A 24443-nucleotide genomic window follows, 5' to 3' on the forward strand; every position below is an offset into this window, starting at 1 on the left:
GATCTGCGTCGTCGTCAGGGCGCCGATCTGGGTGGTGGTCAGCGACGCGACCTGGCCGGAGGTAAGGCCGGCGATCTGGGTGGAGCCCAGCCCACCCAGCTGCGTCGTCGTCAGCGACGCGACCTGCGTCGTCGTCAGCGCACCCGCCTGGGTGGAGGTGAGACCCTCCAGCTGCGTGGTGGTCAACGCGCCGAGCTGCGTGGTGGTGAGCCCGACCAGCTGCGCCGATCCGAAGCCGCGCAGCTGCGTGGTTGCCAGGACCGCGAGGTCCGTCGTCTCGAGTGCCGAAACCTGCGTGCTGGTCAGCGCCGCGAGTTGCGTGCTGCTGAGGACCGCGACCTGCGTCGTCGTCAGCGCGGCCAGCTGGGTGGAGGCCAGCGCGCGCATATCCGTGGTGGAGAGAACACCGATGGTCGTGGTGGTAAGACCCTGAATCTGGGTCGTCGTGAAACCAACAAGAATCGACATCGGCCCGCTCCGCTTTGGAGGATCGCATTCGCGAAGCCAGCACCGTCCGTCCCTGAAGGACGGATCACAGGCGCCGACGCGGGGGTGACATCTTGTCTTCCCGGCTCGAGGGCACCCTAACGGCCGATGGGTTTCCGCATCGTGAAAGCCGATGCGACGTCGATCCGGATGGGCGGTAACCGCTTGTTCAGCCCTGGCAGCGTAGCGGAGGACCCTCAGCACTGCGCCAGGAACGGAGCATGCATCAGGCCAGGATCGCCGACCTCATCGCCGCCGCGCAGTCCATGCCGCCGGCTCATGCCATCACGGCCTATCGGGGCTGGATCGCCGCGCGGGGCGACGATCCGCTTCTCTACGCCGCTGCCTTCAACCTGGCCGTCCTGCTGGAACGGGAAGGGCTGCATGAGGAGGCGGCGGAAGCCCATCGCCTGGCCGCGCAGCGCAACCCGGGCTTCCTGCCACCCTTCATCAGCATCGGCCTGGCGCATGAACGCCGGGGAGAGGTGGTGCAGGCGCTGGAGCATTGGCACTACGTCGCCAACGCCCTGCAGGCGGTGACGCGCGACGGCATCGCCAACCGCGCCGGCGCGATGAAGCAGATGGCCCGGCTGCAGGAGGACCTCGGCGCCTTCGCGCAGGCGGAAGATGGGCTGCGCCAGCTGCTGGAGATCGATCCCACGCAGCGCGACGTGCTGCAACGCTGGCTGAGCCTCCGCCAGAGACGCTGCGCCTGGCCGTTGCTGGAACCGCCGGCCGGCATGACGAAGGCCGCGCTGCTGCGGGATGCGGCGCCGCTGACGCTGGCGAACATGACGGAGGACGCGATGCTGCTGCTGGCCCATGCGGCCGCCTGCACGCGGCGCGAGGCGCCGATGCCGCCGGATTTCCATGTGACAGCGGATTTCGCGGCGCAGTTCCAGCGGGCCGGTCGCCGGCGGATCGGCTACCTGTCCTCCGACCTGCGGGACCACGCGGTGGGGCACCTGACGGCCGACCTGTTCCGCCACCATGACCGAGAAGCCTTCGAAATCTTCGTCTATGATTGCGGCATGGCGCGGGAGGATGCGACGAAGGCGCGTATCCGCGCATCCGTCGAGCATTGGCGCGACATCATCGCGATGGATGACGACGCCGCGCTGCGCCTGATGCGCGATGATGGGATCGACATCCTGGTCGACCTCAACGGGCATACGCGCGGCGGCAGGCTGGGGCTGCTGGCGCGGCGGCCGGCGCCGGTGATCGTCAACTGGCTGGGCTTCGCCGGCACCATGGGCAGCCCCTTCCACCACTACATCATCGCCGATGACATGATCATCCCGCCGGGGCGGGAGCATAGCTGTTCCGAGGCGGTGCGGCGCCTGCCCTGCTACCAGCCGAATGATCGCCATCGCCTGGTCAACGCGACGCCGCCGCGCGGCGCGCTCGGCCTGCCGGAGGACGCCTTCGTCTTCTGCTGCTTCAACGGGATGCAGAAGATCACGCAATTCGTCTTCGATCGCTGGATGGCCATCCTGCGCGCCACGCCGGGCAGCGTGCTGTGGCTGATCCAGGGGGGGGCGGAGGCCGAGGCCGCGCTGCGTGGCCATGCGACAGTGGCCGGGATCGATCCCGCGCGGCTCATCTTCGCGCCGCCGCTGCGCAATGCGGACCACGTGGCGCGCTACGGCGCGGCGGATTTGTTCCTGGATACCTGGCCCTATGGCGCGCACACCACGGCATCCGACTGCCTGTGGATGGGCACGCCGATCCTGACCGTGCCGGGGCAGAGCTTCGCGTCGCGCGTCTGCGGCAGCCTGGTGAAGGCGGCGGGGATTGGCGACTTCCTCTGCCGGGACTGGGACGATTACGCGCGGCGCGCCATCACGCTGGCCGCCAACCCCGCACCGCTGGCGGAGGCCCGCGCTCGGTTGCTGGCGGGGCGGATGACATCGGTGCTGTTCGACACGGAAGCGCTGGTGCGGGCGCTGGAAGGGCTGTTCCGCGGGATGTGGCGTGATGCGACCGGCGGCCGGCTGCCGCGGCCGGACCTGGCGAACCTGGCCGAGTACCTTGAGATCGGCGCGGCCTTCCCGCTGGATGGCGCGGCGCCGGCGGATGCGGCGGCGCTGGCGGCGCGGTGGCGGGATGCGCTGGCGCGTCGGGACGCCTTCAGCCCGCTCGGCGCGGATCAGCGACTGTGGCCCCGCACGGCCACCCAGGCGGAGGCAGCGTGACGCCATGCTCGACAGCATCCATCCCACCTGGCTCGATGACTTCTTCGCTGATTCCGGCGCCATGGTTGACGATCCGCGCTTCGCCGGGCTCGGCCTGGAAACGCTGCTGCCGCGGGCGGAGGCGGCGGTGGCGCGGGGGCGGCGGGACATCGCCATCGCGGGCTATCGCGCCTGGATCGGGGCCAATGCCGGCGCGCCGCAGGGCTTCGCTGCGTGGTTCAACCTCGGCGTCGAATTCGCGCAGGCGGGCGACCACGGCAACGCCATCACCGCCTATCGCAACGCGTTGCTGCTGAAGCCGGACCTGCACCAGGCGGCCGTCAATCTGGGCCTGGCGCTGGAAGCCAGCGGCCAGGGGGAAGCGGCGCTGGCGGCCTGGGGACAGGCGCTGCAGCCCGATGATTCGCGCATCGCCCTGCTGAACCATCGCGGCCGGCTGCTGGAACTGCGCGGCGCGCTGGAGGAAGCGGTGGCGGCACTGCGGTCCAGCCTGCTGATCGACCCGCACCAGCCCGACGTGCTGCAGCACTTCACGCATCTCCGCCAGCGCATCTGTGCCTGGCCGATCCTGGAGCCGGACATCCCCGGCCTGGGGCTGGAGGAGCTGTGCCTGAATGCCGGGCCGCTCGGCGCGCTCGCGCTGTTCGATGACGTGGCCTTGCAGAATCGCATCGCGGCGGGATGGGTGGCGCGCAAGGTGCCGGCGGCGCCGGAACGCCTCGCGCCCGCACAGGGCTACCGGCACGGGCGCATCCGGCTGGGCTACCTCTCCTCCGATTTCTGCCGCCATGCCATGAGCTTCCTGATCGCGGAGGTGCTGGAACGGCATGACCGCAAGCAGTTCGAGGTCTTCGGCTACTGCTCCTCCCCCGAGGATGGCAGCGACATCCGCGCGCGCGTCATCGCCGCGCTGGACCATCACGTCCCCGTCGGCGCGCTGTCGGAGGAGGATGTGGCGCGGCGGATCCGGGCGGATGAGATCGATATCCTGATCGACCTTAATGGATTGACGCGCGGCGCCAGGCTCGGCGCGCTGCGCTGGAAGCCGGCGCCGGTGATGGCGACCTGGCTCGGCTATATCGGGCCGGTGCCGGTGCCGGAGCTGGATTGGCTGATCTGCGACGGGCGCACCATCCCGTCGGAGACCGCTGGCCTCTACGCGCCCGCGCCGCTGGCGCTGCCGGGCCTCTACCAGGCGAATGATGCGCAGCCGATCGCGCTGCCGGCGGTATCGCGCGCGGAGGAAGGGCTGCCGGAAGATGCCTTCGTCTTCTGCAACTTCTCCCACTACTACAAGATCACGGAGGAGATGTTCGGCGCCTGGATGGAGATCCTCCGCCAGGTGCCGCGCAGCGTGCTGTGGCTGGTGGATGACAATGCGCCAGGGCGGCGCAACCTGCTGGCGCGCGCGGCGGAAGCGGGCATCGGGCAGGATCGGCTGGTCTTCGCGGCTCGCGTCGATCCCGCGCGGTATCGCGCGCGGCTGGCGCTGGGGGATCTGTTCCTCGACACCACGCCCTACAATGCCGGCACGGTCGCGTCCGATGCGTTGCGCATGGGGTTGCCGATTCTGACGCAATCCGGCCAGGCCTTCGCATCGCGCATGGCGGGCAGCCTGCTGGCGGCGATCGGGCTGCCGGAGGGGATCGTGACCAGCCGCGCGGACTACATCGCGCGGGCAGTGGCGCTGGCGACGCAGCCAGCGATGCAGGCGCGGGCTAAGGCGGCGCTGGCAGGGGATGCGTGGATGCGGACGCTGGGGGATACGGCGACCTTCACGGCGCGGCTGGAGGCGAGCCTGCGCGGGGTGATGCGGCGCCGGTGAATTTCGGGGAAGGCGCTGCCTTCCCCGGACCCCATCCGCCAGGGGGCAGAGCCCCCTGGACCATCGTCAATACAAGGGTTCCAAGGGCCCACTGGTCCTTGGCGAGGGGGTGAAGGAGGAGCAGCGCTCCCCCTTCAAGCCGCCCGCGCCAACATCGCAAGCCGCGCTTCCAGCGCCGCATCCAGTACCACGCGCCGATCGCACAGCGACCGGTACCAGTCGATCCGCCGTCGCATCTGGTACGCCGCCATCCGTTCATCCCGCACCCATCCATGCGCCGCCTCCGCCATGGCCCGCGCGGCATCGGGATTGGCGATGAAGCCGCGCAGCGCCGCCAGCAACGCGGCGGGGTCGGGCAGGATCACGCCGGTCTCCCCATCCCGGATGCTGTCCTCGTAGACCGTCGGGCTGGCCAGGCAGCAGAGGCGGTGCGACGCGGCCTCCACCGCCTTGATGTCGGACTTCATGCTGTTGAAGCGCGTGGGTGCCAGCGGCAGGAAGGCGATCTCGCAGCCCGCCATGATGCCGCGATAGGTGGCGTAGTCGCAGGCTGGCGTGAAGCGCTTGTGGGGCGTGGCCAGCGCGTCGAAGCTGGCGCGGTCGTGCACCACCTCGATCCGCAGGCGTCCACCGGCTTCCGCCATCGCCTGGTCCAGCACGGGCAGGAAGGGCGCGACATCGGCTTCGCGGTTGAGCGCGCCGAAGAAGATCGTGAGCTGGCCGGGGTCACGGAAGTTGCGGGGGATGGGCAGTGTCTCGATGCTGTTGGGGAATACCTCCACCTCCGGGTTCCACTGCCGCAGCAGCCGCGCCAGGTGGGGGGTGGAGGTCTGCACGGCGTGGACGGCGCGGAAGGTCATGTCATCCGCCGCGGCGATGTCCGGCCAGCGTTCGGGATCATCGTCGAATTCCTGCACGATGACGGCGCCGCTGCCGCGCAGGCCGTGGATGTAGCCGAGCGAATCGGTGCCCGGCCGCAGGAACAGCCGTTGCAGGATCATCACCCGATCGATCTCCACCCCACCCGGCGGCATGGGCAGGTCGGCGGAGGCGATGGTGCCGATGCCCGGTGCCGTCGCGATGTCCCGCATCGGCTGTAGCACGCGGACTTCCGCCATCGCGGCGACGGGATCGGCGAGCGTGCGCGCGCCGACGATCATGGTGCGCGGCGCGCGGCGCGTGGCGCGCCAGACATATTGGAGCGGCCGGCTGCGATCCAGCCATCCCGCCTGGTCGATGCCGAGCGCGGCGAGGGCCGGCGCCATGGCGGCGGCGAAGGCTTCCGCCTGTTCGGGCAGGAAGATGCGGGGCGCGACCTCGATCGGCACCAGACCGGCATCGGACAGCGCCTGCTGCATCATGCGCGGCGTGAACCAGCGGAGATGCGTGCGGTCATAGAGGCCGTGATCCTCGTAGTTCCAGGCGCCGGCGAGCAGCCGTGCGGCGAAGGACCAGTGTTCCAGATTGGGGATGCAGACCAGCAGCACGCCCTGGTCCGACAGCAGCGATGCATCGCGCTTCAGCACCGCCCAGGGGTCGCGGAGATGTTCCAGCACGTCGCCGAAGATCATCGCGTCCAGCGAACCGTCTTCCAGCGGCGGGCGCGTTGCCTCGATGTCCAGCGACAGCACCTCATCCACATGACGGCGGGCGCGGGCGGCCAGGGCGGGGTCGGGTTCGATGCCGATGACGCGCGTGCGCGGATTGATGCGGCGGAAGGCGGCCCCCAGCGCGCCGGCGCCGCAGCCGACATCGAGGATCGTCGCGGCATCGCGGGGGATGCGGGCCAGCAGGTCCGGGTTGGCATCGGACCCGTAGATGAAGCCGTCTTCGTCGGACACGGGGGATTCTCCATTCTGGAGGAAGGGGTTCACGGTTCCCGGATGCTTTCCCGGAAGCCGCGCAGCAGCGGTTCGATGAAGAAGGCGATGACGCGGCGCGTGCCGACCTGGACCTCCGCCGAGATGGTCATGCCGGGGATGAGGCGCGCGCCCGGCGGCGCACCGGGAAGGCTGGGCGTGTCGAAGGTGATGCGGGCGCGGTGGACGGGCGGGCCCGGTGCCTCGCCCTCCCGCGGCAGGGAATCGGGGGCCAGGCTTTGCAGGCGGCCCTGCAGCGCGCCGTGGCGCTGGAAGGGGAAGGCATCCACCTTCACCACCGTGGGATCATCGCCGCGCAGCCGGCCGATGTCGCTGGAGCGCAGCGTGATCTCCGCCACCAGCGGCGCGCGCAGCGGCACCAGCGTGACCAGCGCCTCGGCCTCCCTCAGCACGGAACCGGCGGAGCGGCGGGCGATGTCCAGCACCACGCCATCCTCCGGCGCGACCAGGACGCTCATCGCCGCCAGGCGCTCCGCCTTCGACAACTGGTCCTCCGTCCGCTGCAATTCGCCGCGCAGGCGGACCAGTTCCTCCAGCAGCTGGCGGCGCCAATCGTCACGGAAGGCGTCGCGTTCCGCCTGCTTGGCGGCCAGCACGCCCGCCAGTTCATCGGCGCGGTGGCGGGCCTGGCGCTGGTCCTGTTCCGCGCGCAGGCGATCCGACCGGGCGGCGAGGGCATTGAGGCGGGAGCCGACCTGGCTGGCCAGCAGGCGGCCGCGCATGGATTCGACCTCCGCCGCGATGGCGGTCTGCTCGGCCCGGATGGCGTCGCCATCGCGCAGCGCGGCGATGGAGGATTCGAGCGCGCGGATATCGGCGGCGTAGCCCGCCATGCGCGCGGCGAACAGCGCGGCGCGTTGCGCCAGCAGCAGGGATTGCAGCGTGCCATCCGCTGTCAGCGGCATGGGGGCGGGGGCGCCCGCGAGTTCCGCATCCACCCGATCCATCTGCGCGGCCAGGCTGCGGCGCTGCGCCACCAGGCTGATGCGGTCGGCCTCGGCGAAGGTCGGGTCCATCAGCGCCAGGATCTGCCCCTGCACTACCACCTGGCCGGGGCGGACGCGGATTTCCTGGATGATGGCGCGTTCCATCGGCTGCACCACCAGCGGCGGCGCATCCGCGGCCAGCCGCCCGCTGCCGGTGACCACCACATCCACCTCCGCCACGCTGGCCAGGGTGACCAGGCCCCCGAGCAGCGCGGCCAGCACCCAGGGCCAGAAGCGCAGCGAGGGCGGCGTCGGCTCCTCCATCAGCCGATCCAGCTCGTCCTGGAACTCGATCGCTTCCGGCGCCAGGCGCGGCGGTTTTCCCCGCACGCGCCGGCTGCTGCCGATGCGCGCGAGGGCGACCGGTGCCTGTGCCGGTGCGGGTGCCGGGGTGGGGGCTAGCGCAGGTGCTGTGTCTGCTGCTGCCATAGGTGCCTGTAGATGTCGCAGCGTTCGAGCAGCACGGCGTGCGGCGCGCAGTCGATGAGCCTTCCCTGGTCCAGCACCAGGATCGCATCCGCCTGCACCAGCGACGACAGCCGGTGGGAGACGATGATCATGGTGCGGCCGCGGCCGATCTCCGCCAAATTGCGCTGGATGATCGCCTCGCTGTCCGGATCGAGCGCGCTGGTCGCCTCGTCGAAGATCAGCAGCCGGGGGCGGGTCAGCAAAGCGCGGGCGATGGCGATGCGCTGGCGCTGGCCGCCGGAGAAGTTGGAGGCGCCTTCCTCCACCATCGTGTCGTAGGAGAGCGGCAGGCGCTGGATGAATTCCTCGGCACCGGCCAGGCGCGCGACCTCGATGATCTCATCGAGGGTGGCGTCGGGCCGGGCGGCGGCGATGTTGTCCCGGATGGTGCCGCGGAACAGCAAATTGTCCTGCAAAACGATGCCGACGGAGCGGCGGAGGTGGTCGAGGTCTATGTGCCGGATATCGATGCCGTCGAGCTGGATGAGACCGTCCTGCGGCGCGTGGATCGCCTGGATCAGCCGCGTGACGGTGGTCTTGCCGGAACCGGACCGGCCGACGACGCCGATGGCCTGGCCTTCGCCGATCGCGAAGGTCACGCGGTCCAGCGCCGCGGTGGCGGCGCCGGGGTAGCGGAAGACCACATTCTCGAACCGCAGGGCACCGGTGATGGTGGGGCGGGCGGTGCGGTCATGCGCGCCACGCTCGGGCGGCGTGTTCATCACCGTGCCGAGCATCGAAATGGACAGCGCGGCTTCCTGGTATTCGTTGATCAGCGCCACGATCTGCACCAGCGGCCCGGTGACGCGGTTGGACAGCATGGTGAAGGCGACCAGCGCGCCGATGGTGAGCGACCCGTCGAAGACCAGCAGCGCGCCGATGGCGAGCACGCCGATCTGCATCAGCTTCTCCAGCGTGGAGGTGATGACGTTGCCGGCGGCCGAGATGCGGCCCACGGCTTCGTGCTGGCGGGCGGCGCCGGCGATGCGGTCATCCCAGGCCTTCTGCCGCGCGGGTTCCAGCACCAGGGACTTCACCGCGCGCATGTTGTGCAGCGTTTCCACCAGATAGGCCTGGCGCGCGCCTTCCTGCTGATAGAGCGCATCGAGCCGCCGTCGGAAGGCCGGCACCAGCGCCCCGATGACGGCGGCGATGGCAAGGGAGAAGCCGAGCACCACGGCCGTCAGCACCCCGCTGTAGAGCGCCAGGAACACCAGCAGCACCGGCAGCAGCAGCGCGTCCAGCATCACCTGGAACAGCCGCCCCGTCAGGAAGTGGCGCGTCTTTTCGGTCTGCTGCATGTGCCGCACCAGCACCCCCGCGGCATGGGATTCGAAGAAGTGCAGCGGCAGGCTCATCAGATGGCGGTAGGTGCGGGAATTGAGCTTGGCGTCGATCCTGTTGCTGGCCAGCAGCATCAATTGCTGGCGGAGGTAGCTGAAGGCGCTGTCGAAGACCGTCAGCAGCAGGAACACCGCCACCACGGCGACCAGCGTCTGGTAGGCCTGGTGGGTGATGACCTTGTCGATCAGCACCTGCATCAGCAGCGGCGTCGCGAAGCTGATGAGGTTGGCGACGATGGCGGCGACGGCCACGCCGGCGAAAAGGCGCCGGTGGCGGATGATCTCCGGCAGGAACCAGCGGAAGCCGAAGGGCTGGTTCTCCTCCGTCAGCGCATGCACGCGCTTCACCATCAGCAGCGTTCCGCCCCATTCCGCCATGAAGCGATCGGGGGGGACCAGCTGGACGCCGAGATGTTCGGCGGCGGGGTCGAGCACCGCGGCCATGCCCGTGCCCTCCGGCCCCGGCACCATCTGCACGAGGACGCACCAGGACCCGTCGCGCTTGATCAGCAAGGCGGGATAGGCGGTGCCGAGGGCGGCGGCCTTGTCCCAGCCGCAGCCCCGCAGCGCGCGCGCCTTCAGCCCCGCATCGCGCAGCGCGCGCAGGACGGGGGCGAGCATGTCGCCCGGCGCCACGGCCGGCAGCTGGTCCGGCCGCAGGCGCAGCCCGTGATGCAGGGCGACAAGGAAGACGCAGCGGATCGCCGTGAGGGCGGGAGCCATGGTGTGCGCCCGCGGTCAGCCGGCGGCCGGGGTCGTTCGATCCTGCTGGTCGGTGCGATTCATGGGCTTCTCCCGCTCGGCCGGCTTGTTGCCGGCCGAGGGGCATAGCCCGGGGAGGCTTGACGGGCGGTTAGCGCGCCAGCCGCCGTTTCACGCGCCGAGCGGCCCGACGGTGATGGTCAGCGTGCCGCGGCCCACGAATTCGCCATGCAGCACGCCCCCCGCGGCGGGGACGGGCAGCAGGCCGGTGAGGCTGCCGAGGGTGATGACCTCCCCCAGCCGGGGTTCATGGCCGATGGCCAGGCAGCGGTCGCGCCAGGCCTCGACCAGCTGGGCGATCGGCATGGCGCGGTGGGTGCCTTCGTGCTTCGCGACCTCGATGCCATCGACGGTCAGGCGCATGGCGGCGTTCTCGACATCCGGCCAGGTCCAGGCACCGACGGAGGAGCCGACGACGCAACTGCCGTTGGAGACGACATCGGCGATCTTCTCGAGGTCCGAGGGCTTCGCACCGGGCGCGTAGCGGGTTTCGACCAGTTCGAAGAGCATCACCATCTCCGCGATATCCGGCATGGCGGCGGGGGTGAGGGTGGCGAGGTCGGCGGCCGTCAGCGCGCGGGTCAGGCGGAGTGCGACTTCCAACTCCATCCCGCTGTGCAGCGGCAGGCGGAGCGGCTTGTCGGAGACGGGCGCGACGGCGGCGTCGGGCAGGGGGGCGGCGAAGACATGGGCGTTGGCGCGGCCCACCTTCCAGCCGGCGATGGACCAGCCGAGCGCGGCATAGGTCGCGACCTGCACGGCTTCCGCTTCCGCCTGGTCGATCGGGCGGAGTTCGGGGGGGAGGCCTTCCGGCTTCTCGCGCCGGCCGCGGCGGATATCCGCCAGCAGGGCGGCGGCGCCGGCGATGCGCGCGTCGCGCGTCTGCGGGGCATCGAACATGAAGGCGTCTCCCTGATTCCCGCTGGTCGCGGGCGGGGGACGCTAGGGGCGTTGCGCGGGTCGCGTCAAACCGACGCGCGGAAGGGGTCGCGTCAAACGGGGGCGCCGTTCCACACCGGGAAGCTGCCGGAGGCGACGGGCAGGCCGGGGCGGCGCCAGACGGCGCGCCAGGCGACCTGGTCGAACACCATGCCCATGTGGAAGAACTGGCCGCCGGCGGTCAGCTCGATCTCCGCCACCTGGCCACGCAGGCCCGGCGCCAGCTGTTCCATGGCATGGGCCACCAGTTCGTGACGCGGCACGCCATGGATGGTGCCGGCATCGATCGGCAGCAGGGTGTGGGCGGCGAGGGAGGCGGGAGCGAAATCGAAGGGCATGGGAAGCTCCGTGACCGGGATCGGGAAGTGGGATCCCGTTCCTCGGGTGGTGCCGGCCGTTCTGGCCCGGATCGCGTAGGCCCATAAAAGCGCACCGAGGATTGACGACGGGTAAATTCCGCGGGGACTTTCCGCAGGGCCGCGGATGGGCCATCTGCCAGCGATGCAACGACGCACCCTGATCGCCGCCGCCGCCCTGTTCAGCGCCCCCGCGCTGGCGCAGCAATCCCGGCCCGCCGCGCCGCCCCCGGCCCCTGCGCCCGCCATCGACCGCGCGGCGCTGGCGCGGGTGGAAGCGTATCTCAACGGGTTGCGCACGCTCAAGGCGCGGTTCCTGCAGGTGGCACAGAACGGCGCCTCGGCGGAGGGCACGGCGCTGATCAGCCGGCCCGGCCGCATGCGCTTCGACTACAACCCGCCGGAGCCGATGCTGCTGGTGGCCTCCGGCGGCCAGGTGATGATGTATGATCGGGATTTGCGGCAGCCCAGCACGGTGCCGGCATCCTCCACCCCGCTCGGCCTGCTGCTGCGGTCGGAGATACGGCTGTCCGGCGACATCACGGTGGTGGGGACGGAACGCTCGGGCGGGTTCCTCCGCGTCGGCCTGCACCGCACCGGCGCGCCGCAGGAGGGAAGGCTGACCCTGGCCTTCCAGGAACAGCCGATGGAACTCCGCCAATGGGTGGTGCTGGACGCGCAGGGGCGGGAGACGCGGGTGACGCTCTATGAGGTCGAGACGGGCGTCAGGCTCGACAACAAGCTGTTCGACTTCAACGACCCGACCTTCATGGAACAGGAAGGGCTGCGGCGCGCGGGTTGATCCCGGCGAGGCGCATCAGTCGCGATCCTCCTCCAGCAATCCCAGCCGCGTGAGGCGGTGGCAGAAGGCCAGCGCATCCTCGCCCAAGGCGTCGGGCGTGGCGCCTTCGGCCAGGGCGCCGATCCATCCGGCCTCCGCCGGCGACAGGGCCAGCGGGTCCCCGGCCCAGCGCAGCCAGGCGCCGCCGGTTTCCTCATCCGGGATCAGGGCGTGCAGCAGCCCGCCCGCCAGGCGCAGCCGCGTGGCGCCATCCGGCATCCGCGGGAACAGGCCGCGGCCCAGCATGGGCGCGCGGTCCATCGCCAGGCGGTCCAGCAGCGCGAGGGCGGTGCGTTCGAGGGAGGCGGGCTGCGCGAGCATGGCCGCCAGGGGCTGGGCGAGGGGCGCCAGCGCGCCGGGGCCATCCGCCAGGCGCCAGGTGGGGAAGGCGGCGCGCAGCGCGGGCTCCGCTTCCTCCAGCAGATCCACCGCCATGCGCAGCACGCTGGCGAAGGAGGGTTCCATGAACCCCACCGTCACATGCAGCGACGGCGCTGTGCCGTCCTGCGCCGCGGCATCGTGCAGCACGCCACGGGGCACATAGAGCGCATCGCCCGGCCGCATGGTGATCTCCACCGCATCGGCCAGCGGTTCCACGCCGCCGACCCAGGGGGTGCGGCGCGTCGGCGCGGGGAAGGGCTGGCCCGGCCAGATGCGCCAGTGCTTCTCCCCCTGCACCTGCAGGACCAGCACGTCATGCGTGTCGTAATGCATGCGGAAGCCCTGGGCGCCGGGGGGCGTCAGGTAGATGTTGGCCTGCACCGCATGCAGGAAGACCTGTTCCAGCCCCCGGCAGAAGCGCCCCAGCGCCGGGTGCAATTCATGAAACTGGGAGATGACGAGCGTCGCCCCGCGGTCGAAGGCGTGGAACAGGCGGGGCAGGTCGGCCGCGCCATCGGCGGTGGCATACTCATCCTCCGGCACCGCCGCGCCGCCCTGGCGGTTGCCATCGGCCATGGAGATGCGGGGCCGCCGCGCGGCATCCGTCGCCAGGAAGGCATCGAGGTCCGCGATGGAGAGCAGGGGCGCGTAGCGGGCGGGGTCACTGGCGGGGAAGTGGCGCCAATCCGTGCTCTCCCGCAGTGCGAAACCGTCCTCGACCGACATATCGCCGAAGCCCAGCGCCCAGGCTTCCTCCGCCATCCCAGCCATGCCCGTCATTCCCCCCGCCGATCAAGGGCGCATCATCGACGGGGAGCGTGATCCAGGGAAGGGGGCGCTACTTCGCCTCCTGCAGCGCGGTCTCCATCGCGGCGAAATTGGGCATGAGGCCGGAGGGGATGGTCTTGCGGCCGACCTCGATCGCGACCTGCGGCGCGTTGCCATGCAGATGCGCGACCAGCACGGCGCGGATCACCTCCAGGAACCGCGCATCCTCCTCCACCACGCCCTTCAGGCGGACCGCGATGGGGCCGACCAGGCCGTAGGCGAGCAGCACGCCGAGGAAGGTGCCGACCAACGCCGATCCGATCATCGCGCCCAGCACCGCCGGTGGCTTGTCGATGGAGCCCATGGTCTTGATGACGCCGAGCACGGCGGCGACGATGCCGAGCGCGGGCAGGGCGTCCGCCATGTTCTGCAGCGCATGGGCGGCGTGCAGTTCCTCGTTCCGCACCTTCTTCAGCTCGCTCGCCATGATGTCCTCGATCTGGTGCGGATCGTCGGCGTTCATGCCGACCATGCGCAGGTAGTCACAGATCAGATGCGTGGCGTGGTGGTCGGCCATGATACGAGGATAGGCCTGGAAGATGGCGCTTTCGGCCGGCTTCTCGATATGCGGCTCCAGCCCCGCGGCGCCCTTGGATTGCGCCACCTTCAGCAGCTTGTGCAGCAGCACGCCGAGGTCGAGGTAGTCCTGCGTCTTGTACTTGCTGCCCTTGATCGCCTTCCCGATGCCGCCCATCGTGTGCTTCACGTCCGACATCGAGTTGGACATGAGGAAGCTGCCGACGGCGGCGCCGCCGATGATGAGCATCTCGAAGGGGAGGGCGTGCAGGATCGGCCCCATCTGGCCACCCGCGACCATGTAGCCGCCGAAGACGCAGGCCAGCAGGATGGCGAGGCCACCGATCAGGATCATGGCGCAGTCACTCCTTGGGCTGGCAGCAGCATCAGCACCGCGACCCGTCGGTTCGCGGCATCAAGCGGGTTGGCGGGGACGAGGAGGTCGCGTTCGGCGCGGCCGGTCACGCTGCGCATGCGGCGGTCCGTGATGCCGGCATCCACCAGCAGGCGTCGCGTGGCATTGGCGCGTTCGGCGGAAAGGTCCCAGTTCGACCGTTCGCCGCCGCTGCGGAAGGGTGCGGCATCGGTGTGGCCCGTGACCTCGATGGGATGGGGCAGGCGGGCGAGCACCTGCGCCACGCGCAGCAGCAGCGCGCGGCCGCGTTCATTGGGCGCGGCGCGGCCGGTTTCAAAGACCGGCTGGCCTTCGGCATCCACCAGCTGGATGCGCAGGCCTTCCGGCACTTCCTCCACGATCAATTGGCGGCCGAGCGAGGCCAAGGCGGGGTCGTTGCGGACGGCCTGGCGGATTTCCTCCGCTGCGCGGGTCAGCAATTCCTGGCGCGCGGCTTCCGCGGCGCGGCGCAGCGCCTCATTGTCCACGGAGCCGCCGCGCATGGCGGCATCCGCGCCCTGGCGCATGGCGGCATCCGCGCCCTGGCGCATGGCGGCATCCGCGCCCTGGCGTGCGGCGGCATCCGCGCCCTGGCGTGCGACATTGCCGGCGCCGCGCAGCGCGGCTTCCAGCTCCCCCGATCGGCGGGCGGCATCCGCCATGGCGTCGCCTTCCGGCACGGACTGGGCGGGCGGCGTCTGCTGGCGGGCGGAGGGGCGGGGCAGGCGGATCTCCGGGCCTTCCTCCTCCTCCTCCGAATCCAGGCCGGGTTGTGCGGTCTGCAGCCGCGGTACCAGCGGCGCGTCGGCGATGAGGGGACCATCGCTGTAGAGGCTTCGGCCGCCGAAGGGCTGGCCCGAGCCGCTGGGCCCGCGCGCCAGGTCGTTGGGCTGCGCGAAGTAATCGGCGATGCCGCGGCGCTGCGCTTCCGTCGTCGCATTCACCAGCCACATCAGCAGGAAGAAGGCCATCATCGCCGTGACGAAGTCGGCATAGGCGATCTTCCACGCGCCGCCGTGGTGGGCGTGTTCGCCTTCCTCGATCCGCTTGATCACGATCGGGGCGATGTTGCCCTTGCCACCGGGCTTCGGCATCGGGGTTTCTCCTGCCCTTGCCGCGGTCAGGCGCCGGCCAGGCCGAAGCCGGCGGCGGGCACCAGGTGGGCGCGGCGCATGCGGGGCTGGCCGGCGGCGAAGCGGTCCCGCGCGGCGGCGACGGCGGCGGGGCCGGGGTCTTCCGCCACATAGCCCAGGCCCCAGACGGTGCGGACGATTTCCGCTGCGCCGGCCGCCGCCAGCTTGCGCCGCAGCTTGCAGACGAAGACATCGATGATGCGCTGGTCGGGCCCTTCCTCATCGCCGTAGAGGCGGCTCATGAAGCGTTCCTTGCTCAGCAGGGCGGAGCGGCGGAGCAGCAGCGTCTCCAGCACCTCGAACTCCCGGCCCGTGATGTTGACGGGGCGGCCATCGACGGTGACGGATTGCCGGTCCCGGTCCAGCGCGACATTGCCGCAGAGGAGGAGGGAGGGCGCATGCGCGGCGGTGCGCCGCACCATCGCCTGCACGCGCGCGACGACGACGGGGCTGGCCACCGGGCGCGCCACCAGGTCATCGGCGCCATGGTTCAGCGCGGCCGCTTCCTCCGCCGGCGTCATCGGCCCGGCGATGACCAGGATGGGCGCCTGCACGCCGTGGCGGCGGATGTCCCGCAGCACCGGCAGCGCTTCCCGCGACAGATCATCGACGCTGAGGACAACGGCATCGAAGGGGCCGCTTTCCGCCGTCGTGGCGCCGATGCCGTCGAAATCATCCGCCTGTTCGACGAAGCGCCCGGAACCCGCCAGGGCCCGGCGCAACGGCGCGTGATCGTCAGCCGTGACGCCGAGCAGGATTCTCATCGGTCTTTGCCTCGCGTTTTTCGCAGGGGATGTGGGCGGCGCCGGGACGACGCTGAAGAAGGACATGTCCACCGCGCCTTACGCGTGGCTGCTGGTGGGAAGGTCGGGCGATAGCCCGCTGGCGGTGTGGTCAGGCGGCAGGCGCTTGGCGATCTCGATGCGCAGGCGGAGTGCCACGGGCGCGCAGACGCGATGTGCCTCTGCGCCTTCGGCGGCGAGGGATTCGGCTTCCGCCGCGGCGGCTTCCAGCACCTCCATCGCCGGTGGTTCATCGGCCAGCAGGCGGCGCTGCATGTCGCGCAGCAGCGCGATCCCCTGCCTGGCCGCATCCTGGGGGGAAGGTCGGCGGCGGCGCGGCGGTGGATCGCCATCGCCCTGGATCGCCAGCAGCCCGGCCGCGCCCTGCGGGCCGGTGCTGGCCATCACGCCGCCGCCTGATTCACAGCAGCCGAGCATCGCGCCGAAATCGCCGCGCAACGCACGCAGCCGCGATGCCGCGATCGGCAGCGGCGGGGGGGCGGCGGTGGCAACGCGCAACATGGGCAGGGCTACCCCTTCTGGGCTTCAGGATTGCCCATGTGCGCGCCGTCGATTTCTGCGGTGTGAACAATGGGGCGGGCGCCGCCCCGGCCCGCCGCCGCACCCGCCCCTGTGACTGGATGCGGGCCGATGATCGCCGCGGTTCAGAAATGGTAGCGGTGCTGGCATGGGCGTTGCGATGCGGGGGGCATGATCCGCATCCCTGCTTCCCTTCTGCTGCTGTCCCTGTTTCTTGCCGGCGCGCCCGCGCGCGCGCAGGTCGCGCTGTGCCGCGCCGCGATCACGGCGGCGGAGGCCGAGTTCGCCATTCCCGACCGCCTGCTGCTGGGCATCGGCCGCGTGGAAAGCGGGCGGCGCGATCCGCAGACCGGCAGCTTCGACCCCTGGCCCTGGGTGATCAACGCGGAAGGACGCGGCAGTTTCTTCCCATCGCGGGAGGCGGCGATCGAGGCGGTGCGCGCGCTGCAGGCTTCCGGCATGCGGTCCATCGATGTGGGCTGCATGCAGATCAACCTGCGCCACCACCCGAATGCCTTTGCCAGCCTCGAGGAAGCCTTCGACCCGCAGGCGAATGCCCGCTACGCCGCGCGCTTCCTGACGAATCTGCAGCAGCGCGCGGGGGATTGGACGGTGGCGGCGGGGCATTACCATTCGCAGACGCCTGAATTCGCGGAACGCTATCGCGCGCGCCTGGCGACGATGCTGGCGAATGAGCGCCGTTCGCCGACGCCGGAGCCGGCCCCCCAGCCCAGCCTGGCGGCTGCGCCGGCCGCACCGGCGGCGCCGGGCGGCCTGGGGATGCAGGCGGCCGCGCCGCCCGCGCGCGGGGCGCTGGATGCCTACCGCGCCGCGCCGATCCCGGTGGCGGGACGTGGGCAGAATCTGCCGGCCCCGGCGGCCAACCCGGCATCGGGTGCCGCGCCTGTGCAACTGGCCGCCACGCGGGCGCCGCATGTGGTGGCGGAGGTCGGGCTGGGCGGGATCGGGAACCGACGGCTGTTCTGAGCGACGGTGGTTGAGCGCAGGGGGACGCTGTCCCCCCGCACCCGGTGTTGTACGCAGGGGGACGCTGTCCCCCCGCACCCCCCGGCGAAGGGGCAGCGGCCCCTTCGATCCCCGTTCATTCAGGCCTGGGGTACAGGGGCCCGCTCGCCCCTGGCGGATGGGGTTTGGGGAAGGCAGCGCCTTCCCCAACTCTCCAGTCCAGACAACGAAAAACCGCGCCACCCCCTGCGGGATGGCGCGGCTTCCTCAGCCCGCGATGTGGCCTGGCGTCAGCCCAGGAACTTGGTCAGCGACAGGTTGGACAGCATGGCCAGCGACCGGTAGCTGGCCTCCAGCTGCGTCTGGGTGGCCTGGGCGCGGCTGATCGCCTCCGCCAGGTCCACGCCCTCGACCTCGGAGAGCTGGCCCTCCAGCTGCGTCGCCAGATCGTTGTGGCGCACACGGGAATCCGACAGCCGCTGCTCCGCGGTGCCGAGCCCCGCTGCCTCGTCGCTCACGCCCGAGAGGCCGGCGCGCAGCGCGCCGAGCGCGCCGGTGACGATCTGCTGGTAATCCGCGCCGCCGGTGGTGCCGAGCTGGTCGAGATTGGCGATGACCGACAGGCTGTAGATCAGGTCCCGCGCCCAGGATCCGGTGCTGTCCGCGTCCTTGGACGGCGTCGCGCCGGCATTGCGGTTGGGATAGAGCCCGATCTCCACCGCGCCACCCTCGCTGACCGGGACGGAGGCCGGGCTGTCCTCGATCTCCCCCGTCGCGGCGGCGGTGGCATAGGCGGAGAAGGGCGTGATGGCGGGGTCGTTGCTGGCGCCGAGGTCGCGCATCGTGCCGCGCAGCGCGGTGCCGCCGCCGGGTGGCATGCCCTTCATCGCGTCCTTGATGGCGGCGAAGAGGTTGCCGTCCTCCACCCGGCCGGGGATGGGCGTGCCATCCAGGTCGGCGCCGCCGAACAGGCTCTCCCCCTGGAAGCGTTCGTTGATCATGCCGGTCACTTCCCGCAGCGCGGACCGCGCGCCGATGGCGGCGGCGCTGACCTGCGTGGCGCCGCCACTCAGCAGCGCGGTGGCGGTGGCGACCATGTCGGTGGTGATGCTGGAGATGCGCGACAGCGCGGATTGCGTGACGGCGGCGCGCGCCTCCCCTCGTTCCGCGGCGCGGGCGAGGGATTCGTGGCGCGCGACTTCCGATCGCAGGTCGATCGCGCGGCGCGCATCGGCCCCAAGCCCCGCATAGGTGGCGGCGCGCTGGCCGCCGGAGGTCTGCCGCGTCTGGTCCGCGAGCCTGGCGCGCAGCTGGCTGGCAGCTTCGGAGACGCGGTCCACGGCGGCGAAGCCGGAAATGGTCATGGCCATGATTCCCTCAGCGCACCATGCCCATGAGCGCGTCCCACATCGACTGGATGGCGGAGATCACGCGCGCATTGGCGGTATAGGCATTCTGCAGCGTCACCATCGAGGCCATCTCGGCATCCACGTCGACACCTTCGCGCCTCTGCACCAGGGCGTTGATCTGGGTGGAGAGGGTGGCGGTGGTGGTTTCCTCCGCCGTCGCGTCGCCCGCTTCCTTGGCATGCGACGCGGTCAGCGCCGCCGCGTAGTCCAGCAGCGCGCGGGGCGGGGAGAAGGAGGAGGCGAGCTTGCCACCGGGGCCGAGGCCGGTGCCCGGAATGGCCGTATGCGGCACCCCCGCTTCGCGCTGGTTGCCGAAGGCGAAGTCCAGCACGCGGTCCAGCAGCTTCGTGTAGCCGGCCTGGCCGTTCGGGTTCGGCGGGAAGGCGGGCACGTCGGCCGTGCCGTCGCGCAGCAGCGCGGGCGCCGCCTTCACCGCGGGGTTCACCATCACGCGCTGGGCGAAGCCGACGGATTGGTCGCTGTCGGAAGCGGGGGGCGCGGCGCCGTCGCTGTCGGTGAACAGCGTCAGGCCCTGGTCGCGCAGGCGCCCGGCCAGGGTGGCGGCCAGCGTGTCGAGTTCCGCCGTCATCCGCGGCAGCGTCTCGTCCCGCAATTCCAGCCCGGCACCGATACGGCCGCCGCGGGGCACGTCGGACAGCGGCACGCCGTTCAGCGTCAGCCCCGGCAGGGTGCCGGCGGGGGCGCCGTAATAGGAACCGGGGGCGACGACGGTATCGGCGATGCCGAGGGGGCTGCCCGTGTCATCCAGCGGCAGCACGGCGCCGCCCTGCAGGATCAGCGTCAATTCGCCCCGCTGGCCTTCCGCCGGCGTCACGCCGATGAGTTCGGAGAGCTGGCCGATCGCGGTGTCGCGACGATCCATCAGGCCGCTGTCATCGAGGCCGGCGCTGCGCATGCCGCGCGCCTGCTTGTCGAGCGCCGCGACGTTGCGGAGCAGGCTATTGGCGGTATCGACATCGGCGCGGATGCCGTCCTGCACCGATTGCCTGGCGCGGGTCACGGCGCCGGACAGGTCGTTCAGCTGCGTCGCCACGTTCTGGGCGACGCCCAGGGCTTCTGCCTGCGCGGCGGTGTCGTTCGGGTTCGCGCGCAGTTCCGTCAGCCGGTCGCGCAGCGACCCGATCTGGCCGCCGATGCTGGCGCCGTCGGCGGGCGCGCCTTCCAACTCCGCCAGCGGGCCCAGCACGCCAGCGCGCAGCGCCGCGGCGGCGGCTTCACCGCGCGCGCCACGGGCTTCGCTGCGCAGCGAGCGGTCGACGTCCCGCTGGGGGGTGGAACTGCGGACGCCGGCATCCGATTGCTCGCCGCGGACGGCCTTGCGCGTGTAGCCCTCCACCCCCGCATTCGCGACGTTCTGGGATGTGGCCTCCATCTGGCGGGAGGTGACGCGGATGCCGGCCGTGGCCCGCAGCAGCGCGGATTCCAGGCTCATGACGGCGATCCCTCTGCCTTGCAGGCTTCCATCCCGGCCACCGCTTCGTCCTCCGCCAGGATGTTCCCGGCCTGTCTGGGTCTTCCGATTCGAAAGGCCGCCAGGGCGGCATTCCGACCGAGGGAGGAGACGCCGGGGATGTGACCCCTGGATTAACCGTTGCCGCCTTCAGCGGCATAGGTGGAGGTGCCGCCTTCAGCGGCATAGGTGGAGGTGCCGCCTTCAGCGGCATTGGTGGCGGTGGCGGGATCGGCCTCCGGCGCCGCGGGCGCGTCCGGCAGGTGGATGGTGAAGACGGCGCCGTCCGGCCCGTTCGCCGCCGCGATGCGCCCGCCCATTGCCACCACCAGCCCGTGGCAGATGGACAGGCCGAGCCCGGTGCCGCGATCGGGGCCCTTGGTGGTGACGAAGGGTTCGAACATCCGGTCCAGCACCTGGTCGGGCAGGCCGCCCCCGCTGTCGGCCACGCGCAATTCGGTGAAGCCATCCGCCGCCGGGGTCGCGGCGATGCTGATCCAGCGCGGCGCTTCCGGCGGCAGGGCGGACAGCACATCCCCCGCATTGGCCAGCAGGTTGGCCAGCACCTGTTCCAGCGCGACCAGGTGGCCCATGATGATGGGCGGCGGGTCGCCGAGCGTGCAGCGGACCTCGATCCCCGCTTCGCGCAGCGTGCCGCCGGTCAGAGCCATGGCGCCTTCCACCGCTTCGGCCAGCGGCACGGGCTGCGGGGGGGCGTGTTCGTCCACGCCACGGGCGAAGCGGCGCAGATGCTCGATCAGGGCCGCGGCGCGCTGGGTGTAGCCGGCGATGCGGTCCAGCCGCTGTTCCGCGACATCCACGCGATCGCGCCGCATGGCGGTGCGGGCATTGTTGGCGGCCAGCGCGATGGCCTGGAGCGGCTGCTTCAGTTCATGCGCCAGGCCTGCCGACATCTCCCCCAGCGAGGCCAGGCGCGCGGCGGCGATGGCGCGGGCATCGGCGGCGCGTTCGGCGGTGACGTCGGCGATGTAGCCGACCGCGTCCGCGCTGCCGTCGGGCAGGCGGGCGATGACCGTCAGCGTGACCTTCACCGCCAGCAGACGGCCATCGGCGCAGCGCAGCCGGAGGTCCTTCGACCATTCATCGGCGCCGGCGAGAAGCGATGGATCACCCGGGTAGCCGGCCTGGGGCGGATCGAAGATCGCCCGCAGCCCGCCGGTGGCGTTGACCTTTTCGTAGGGCCAGCCGGTCATGCGTTCGATGGAGCGGCTGATGTAGGTCTTGGTGCCGCGACCATTGGGCGCGATGGTCACGCGGAAGACGACGATCGGCGCCGCTTCCAGCGTGCGGTCCAACTCCCGCCGCGCGGTTTCGACCTGCGCCGCGGCCTCCCGTTCCTTCGACACGTCGCGGCTGTAGCCCACGACCTCCCCCCCGCCATCGGCGCGGAGCGACAGGCGATGGAGCCTGGTGACGAGGATGGGGCGCGGGGCGAAGGCGGAAGGCGCGACCCATTCGAAGCCGGCGGTGCCGGAAGCCAGCGCGGCCAGCAGCGCGGTGCGCAGCGCTTCCACCGGCGGGTCCTGCGCGCCGCCGGCGCGATACAGGAGCCGTGCCGTGCCATCCGCCGAGACATCGAGCAGGAAGAGGCCGACCGGCAGCGCGGCATGCAGCCTTTCCACCTGTTCGCGCCCCTGCCGCAGCACCGCGGCCATGTCGGCCAGCGCCATGTTGCGGCGCGCGGCGCGGCCGAAGAACAGCGCCAGCAGCACGCCGACAGCCAGCGCCAGCACCGCGACGCGCGCCGCGCCGCGCAGCAGCGGCATCGCCTCCATCTCGGCTTCCGCATCCACCGCGGCGAAGGCGATAAGGTTGGTGTTGTCCACCGCCTGCACGGCCATGAACTGGTCCCGGCCGCTGACCTGGTTGGGCTGGCGGAAGGTGCCTCCGCCTTCGCGCCGCAGGGATGCCATCGCGTCGGCCGGCAGCGGGATCATGAGGCCGAGGAGGGAGGCGACATCGTGGCTGCGCGCCAGCAATTCGCCGTCCTGCCGCAGGATGGCGACGACATCATTCGTCCGCGGCGTCATCTGCGCGAGGCGGGAGGAGACGTCGCGCGGGCTGATGGAGGCGATGACGATGCCGGCGAAGCGCCCGGCCTCATCCTCCAGCCGCGCGACGGCGGCGAAAAGGGGCTGGGCGGTGGCGCGGCCGGCGAAGGGGGCGCTGACGCGCAGGCCCTGGATGCCGGAGGCGGCCTCCATGAAATAGGGTCGGTCGGCGACGGAGAAGGGGCTCATCTCCGGGTCCGAATGCCAGACCGTCTCCCCGGCCGGGCCGGCGATGACGATGCTGGTCAGCGTCGTCCGTCCCGCCGCGGCTTCGCTGATGATGGCGCGCATCATCTGCTCCGTCTCCCACCGCGCGCTGGCGTCGCTGCTGCGGTGAAGCGCCAGCCAGCGGCGCGCCAGCACGGTGGCGAAGCTGGCATCGTCCACGACATGGGAGGCGACATGGCCGACGGCGGCGGCGGCGGCACTGGCGCGGAGATAGGCGTCCTGCGCGCTGAGCCTTTCCGCGCGGTCGATGACCGCCTCGGCCAGCAGCCAGGCGGGCAGCGCGACCAGCAGGGCAAGGACGACCAGCGCGGTACGCGGCACGCCGCCGCTGCTACTGCTACTGCTGGTACCGGGGCCGTTGCCGCGAAGGCCGAAGCGAAGTCCCATGACTGACCATAGCCCGATCCGGGCCGGCGTGGAAACGATCCGCCACCCGGTCAGGCGGCGCCTTCGGCGGGTACCCAGCCCGCCGCCGCGCCGCGCCCCGCTTCCATGGACGCCATGCGCGCCAGCATGATCAGGGCCGCCGCATAGTAGTCCGTCGCCGTGGCGACCTGGGGAAATTCCGGGCGGACCACCCCGCCGCCCACCAGCCCGCCCCCTTGGCGTGTGGCGAGCGTCAGCGCGGCGACGGCGCGAACGCCTTCATGCCCGGGATAGGGGGACAGCGCGCCGGTGTGCAAATCCGTCCAGGCCGGCAGCGTGTCCGGCCGCGCGGCTTCCCAGAAGGTCGCCGCGGCGCGCAGCGACTCCGCCTCATGCAGCCCGGCCCAGGCGAGGTAGAGCGGCACGCGGATGGCATCCCAGGAGAAGCGGGGCGGCCAGCCCGTGGCGGGGGTCATGCGCCCGGTCGTGGCATCGATATGCAGCCAGTCCGGCGGCAGGCGCCAGGCGCCGAAGCGGCCGGCGGCCAGGATGTGGCGGCCATCGGCTTCCAGCCGCCGCATCTCCGTCCCCGGCAGCAGGGCGGCGAGGGAACGGATGGCGGGCAGGTTGTAGTAGGACGGATTGACCACGCAGGCATTGGGGCGCGTGAAGCCATAGGCGCCGGGCAGCAACACCGTGCGCCCGGCGATGTCGCGCGTGCAGAGCTTCACGATGTCCTGCGTGATGGCGGTGGCCAGATCTTCCCAGGCCGGCACGGACCAGCGCGCGGCGGCGCGCTGCAGCGCCCAGGCGATGGCGATGTCGCCATCCGTCGCGTTGTTGTTGTCCGGCACGGCAACCGTCTGGTGCGGCCGCCATGACCAGGCGAAGAGATTGTCGCGCGGCCGGGCGAGGTTGCTGCGCGTCCAGCCCAGGATGCGTTCGAAGCTGACGCGGTCGCCGCACCATTCGGCCAGCAGCATCGCGAAGCCCTGGCCTTCGGAATGGGAGACGCCGCCATTGCCGGTGTCGATCACGCGGCCGTCGCGGGTCACGAAGCGGTCGCGGAACTGGCGCCATTCCGCGATGTCGCGGCTGTCGGCGCTGGAGGCGAGCGGCGGCGCGGGCGGCAGATGCAGGATGCCGGGATTGGCCGCCGGGGCGGCGACGGTCAGGGGGCGCAGGGTCAGGCTTGCCGCGGCGCCGAGGCCGAGGGTGAGCAAGGCGCGCCGTCCGGGAACCACGGAGCCAAGCCGCGCGGTTCGCGCGGGTGCTG

Annotated in this window: 19 protein-coding genes; 4 read left to right on the forward strand and 15 right to left on the reverse strand. The window is 71.3% G+C overall.

Annotated features, from left to right (window positions below):
* A partial coding sequence (locus ACTIE5_RS10495) for a hypothetical protein (RefSeq protein WP_439549648.1) occupies window positions 1-468 on the reverse strand: 468 nt, incomplete at its 3' end.
* 239 nt (window positions 469-707) lie between these two features.
* Between ACTIE5_RS10495 and ACTIE5_RS10500 the strand changes: the two genes are divergently transcribed.
* Window positions 708-2681 carry an O-linked N-acetylglucosamine transferase family protein gene (locus tag ACTIE5_RS10500; protein WP_439549649.1) on the forward strand — a complete coding sequence of 658 codons (1974 nt, stop codon included), beginning with the start codon at window positions 708-710 and terminating at the stop codon, window positions 2679-2681.
* 4 nt (window positions 2682-2685) lie between these two features.
* A complete protein-coding gene (locus ACTIE5_RS10505; protein WP_439549650.1) occupies window positions 2686-4506 on the forward strand; it encodes an O-linked N-acetylglucosamine transferase family protein in 1821 nt (606 codons plus the stop codon).
* A 134-nt stretch (window positions 4507-4640) separates the two neighbouring features.
* On the opposite strand, the gene ACTIE5_RS10510 is transcribed toward ACTIE5_RS10505, so the two are convergent.
* The 5 genes from ACTIE5_RS10510 to ACTIE5_RS10530 all read right to left on the reverse strand — a co-directional run bounded on the left by ACTIE5_RS10510 (window position 4641) and on the right by ACTIE5_RS10530 (window position 11222).
* The gene (locus tag ACTIE5_RS10510; protein ID WP_439549651.1) at window positions 4641-6347 is read right to left on the reverse strand and encodes a methyltransferase domain-containing protein; all 1707 of its coding nucleotides are present in this window, start codon (window positions 6345-6347) and stop codon (window positions 4641-4643) included.
* A 29-nt stretch (window positions 6348-6376) separates the two neighbouring features.
* Window positions 6377-7702: an HlyD family type I secretion periplasmic adaptor subunit gene (locus tag ACTIE5_RS10515; RefSeq protein WP_439549652.1), complete on the reverse strand. Its 1326-nt coding sequence runs from the start codon at window positions 7700-7702 to the stop codon at window positions 6377-6379.
* Window positions 7703-7770: 68 nt separating this feature from the next.
* Complete coding sequence (locus ACTIE5_RS10520; protein ID WP_439549653.1) at window positions 7771-9906, reverse strand: peptidase domain-containing ABC transporter; 2136 nt, start codon at window positions 9904-9906, stop codon at window positions 7771-7773.
* A 150-nt stretch (window positions 9907-10056) separates the two neighbouring features.
* Window positions 10057-10845, reverse strand: coding sequence for a hypothetical protein (locus tag ACTIE5_RS10525; protein WP_439549654.1), 789 nt, complete (start codon window positions 10843-10845; stop codon window positions 10057-10059).
* 92 nt (window positions 10846-10937) lie between these two features.
* Complete coding sequence (locus tag ACTIE5_RS10530) at window positions 10938-11222, reverse strand: hypothetical protein (protein ID WP_439549655.1); 285 nt, start codon at window positions 11220-11222, stop codon at window positions 10938-10940.
* A gap of 163 nt (window positions 11223-11385) precedes the next feature.
* Between ACTIE5_RS10530 and ACTIE5_RS10535 the strand changes: the two genes are divergently transcribed.
* Window positions 11386-12042, forward strand: a complete 657-nt coding sequence (locus ACTIE5_RS10535) for a LolA family protein (protein ID WP_439549656.1) — start codon at window positions 11386-11388, stop codon at window positions 12040-12042.
* 15 nt (window positions 12043-12057) lie between these two features.
* On the opposite strand, the gene ACTIE5_RS10540 is transcribed toward ACTIE5_RS10535, so the two are convergent.
* The 5 genes from ACTIE5_RS10540 to ACTIE5_RS10560 all read right to left on the reverse strand — a co-directional run bounded on the left by ACTIE5_RS10540 (window position 12058) and on the right by ACTIE5_RS10560 (window position 16637).
* On the reverse strand, window positions 12058-13233 hold the full coding sequence (locus ACTIE5_RS10540) for a cupin domain-containing protein (protein WP_439549657.1): 1176 nt from the start codon (window positions 13231-13233) through the stop codon (window positions 12058-12060).
* Between the two features lie 67 nt (window positions 13234-13300).
* Window positions 13301-14161, reverse strand: coding sequence for a flagellar motor stator protein MotA (gene motA / locus ACTIE5_RS10545; RefSeq protein WP_439549658.1), 861 nt, complete (start codon window positions 14159-14161; stop codon window positions 13301-13303).
* Window positions 14158-15294: a flagellar motor protein MotB gene (locus ACTIE5_RS10550; protein WP_439549659.1), complete on the reverse strand. Its 1137-nt coding sequence runs from the start codon at window positions 15292-15294 to the stop codon at window positions 14158-14160. Before ACTIE5_RS10550 ends, motA begins: the two co-directional genes overlap by 4 nt.
* A gap of 26 nt (window positions 15295-15320) precedes the next feature.
* Window positions 15321-16097: a response regulator transcription factor gene (locus ACTIE5_RS10555; RefSeq protein WP_439549660.1), complete on the reverse strand. Its 777-nt coding sequence runs from the start codon at window positions 16095-16097 to the stop codon at window positions 15321-15323.
* Between the two features lie 78 nt (window positions 16098-16175).
* Entirely contained in the window at window positions 16176-16637 is a 462-nt protein-coding gene (locus tag ACTIE5_RS10560) for a hypothetical protein (RefSeq protein ID WP_439549661.1), read from the reverse strand.
* 189 nt (window positions 16638-16826) lie between these two features.
* On the opposite strand from ACTIE5_RS10560, the gene ACTIE5_RS10565 reads away from it, so the two are divergent.
* Window positions 16827-17642 carry a lytic transglycosylase domain-containing protein gene (locus ACTIE5_RS10565; protein WP_439549662.1) on the forward strand — a complete coding sequence of 272 codons (816 nt, stop codon included), beginning with the start codon at window positions 16827-16829 and terminating at the stop codon, window positions 17640-17642.
* Window positions 17643-17911: 269 nt separating this feature from the next.
* Here the strand turns inward: ACTIE5_RS10565 and ACTIE5_RS10570 are convergent, their stop codons facing one another.
* The 4 genes from ACTIE5_RS10570 to ACTIE5_RS10585 all read right to left on the reverse strand — a co-directional run bounded on the left by ACTIE5_RS10570 (window position 17912) and on the right by ACTIE5_RS10585 (window position 24390).
* Complete coding sequence (locus tag ACTIE5_RS10570; protein ID WP_439549663.1) at window positions 17912-18985, reverse strand: flagellin; 1074 nt, start codon at window positions 18983-18985, stop codon at window positions 17912-17914.
* A gap of 13 nt (window positions 18986-18998) precedes the next feature.
* Window positions 18999-20483, reverse strand: a complete 1485-nt coding sequence (locus ACTIE5_RS10575) for a flagellar hook-associated protein FlgK (RefSeq protein WP_439549664.1) — start codon at window positions 20481-20483, stop codon at window positions 18999-19001.
* A gap of 152 nt (window positions 20484-20635) precedes the next feature.
* Complete coding sequence (locus ACTIE5_RS10580) at window positions 20636-23122, reverse strand: ATP-binding protein (protein WP_439549665.1); 2487 nt, start codon at window positions 23120-23122, stop codon at window positions 20636-20638.
* A gap of 116 nt (window positions 23123-23238) precedes the next feature.
* Window positions 23239-24390 carry a glycosyl hydrolase family 8 gene (locus ACTIE5_RS10585; protein WP_439549666.1) on the reverse strand — a complete coding sequence of 384 codons (1152 nt, stop codon included), beginning with the start codon at window positions 24388-24390 and terminating at the stop codon, window positions 23239-23241.
* Window positions 24391-24443: the final 53 nt, after the last annotated feature.

It is taken from the genome of Falsiroseomonas sp. (genome assembly GCF_051859025.1).
Classification (GTDB): domain Bacteria; phylum Pseudomonadota; class Alphaproteobacteria; order Acetobacterales; family Acetobacteraceae; genus Falsiroseomonas.

Coding starts and splice junctions, on each gene's coding strand:
- ACTIE5_RS10540 (WP_439549657.1), bottom strand. CDS start 13,233: ATGGCTGGGATGGCGGAGGAAGCCTGGGCGCTGGGCTTCGGCGATATG.
- ACTIE5_RS10565 (WP_439549662.1), top strand. CDS start 16,827: ATGATCCGCATCCCTGCTTCCCTTCTGCTGCTGTCCCTGTTTCTTGCC.
- motA (WP_439549658.1), bottom strand. CDS start 14,161: ATGATCCTGATCGGTGGCCTCGCCATCCTGCTGGCCTGCGTCTTCGGC.
- ACTIE5_RS10570 (WP_439549663.1), bottom strand. CDS start 18,985: ATGACCATTTCCGGCTTCGCCGCCGTGGACCGCGTCTCCGAAGCTGCC.
- ACTIE5_RS10575 (WP_439549664.1), bottom strand. CDS start 20,483: ATGAGCCTGGAATCCGCGCTGCTGCGGGCCACGGCCGGCATCCGCGTC.
- ACTIE5_RS10555 (WP_439549660.1), bottom strand. CDS start 16,097: ATGAGAATCCTGCTCGGCGTCACGGCTGACGATCACGCGCCGTTGCGC.
- ACTIE5_RS10560 (WP_439549661.1), bottom strand. CDS start 16,637: ATGTTGCGCGTTGCCACCGCCGCCCCCCCGCCGCTGCCGATCGCGGCA.
- ACTIE5_RS10500 (WP_439549649.1), top strand. CDS start 708: ATGCATCAGGCCAGGATCGCCGACCTCATCGCCGCCGCGCAGTCCATG.
- ACTIE5_RS10530 (WP_439549655.1), bottom strand. CDS start 11,222: ATGCCCTTCGATTTCGCTCCCGCCTCCCTCGCCGCCCACACCCTGCTG.
- ACTIE5_RS10525 (WP_439549654.1), bottom strand. CDS start 10,845: ATGTTCGATGCCCCGCAGACGCGCGACGCGCGCATCGCCGGCGCCGCC.
- ACTIE5_RS10520 (WP_439549653.1), bottom strand. CDS start 9,906: ATGGCTCCCGCCCTCACGGCGATCCGCTGCGTCTTCCTTGTCGCCCTG.
- ACTIE5_RS10535 (WP_439549656.1), top strand. CDS start 11,386: ATGCAACGACGCACCCTGATCGCCGCCGCCGCCCTGTTCAGCGCCCCC.
- ACTIE5_RS10550 (WP_439549659.1), bottom strand. CDS start 15,294: ATGCCGAAGCCCGGTGGCAAGGGCAACATCGCCCCGATCGTGATCAAG.
- ACTIE5_RS10505 (WP_439549650.1), top strand. CDS start 2,686: ATGCTCGACAGCATCCATCCCACCTGGCTCGATGACTTCTTCGCTGAT.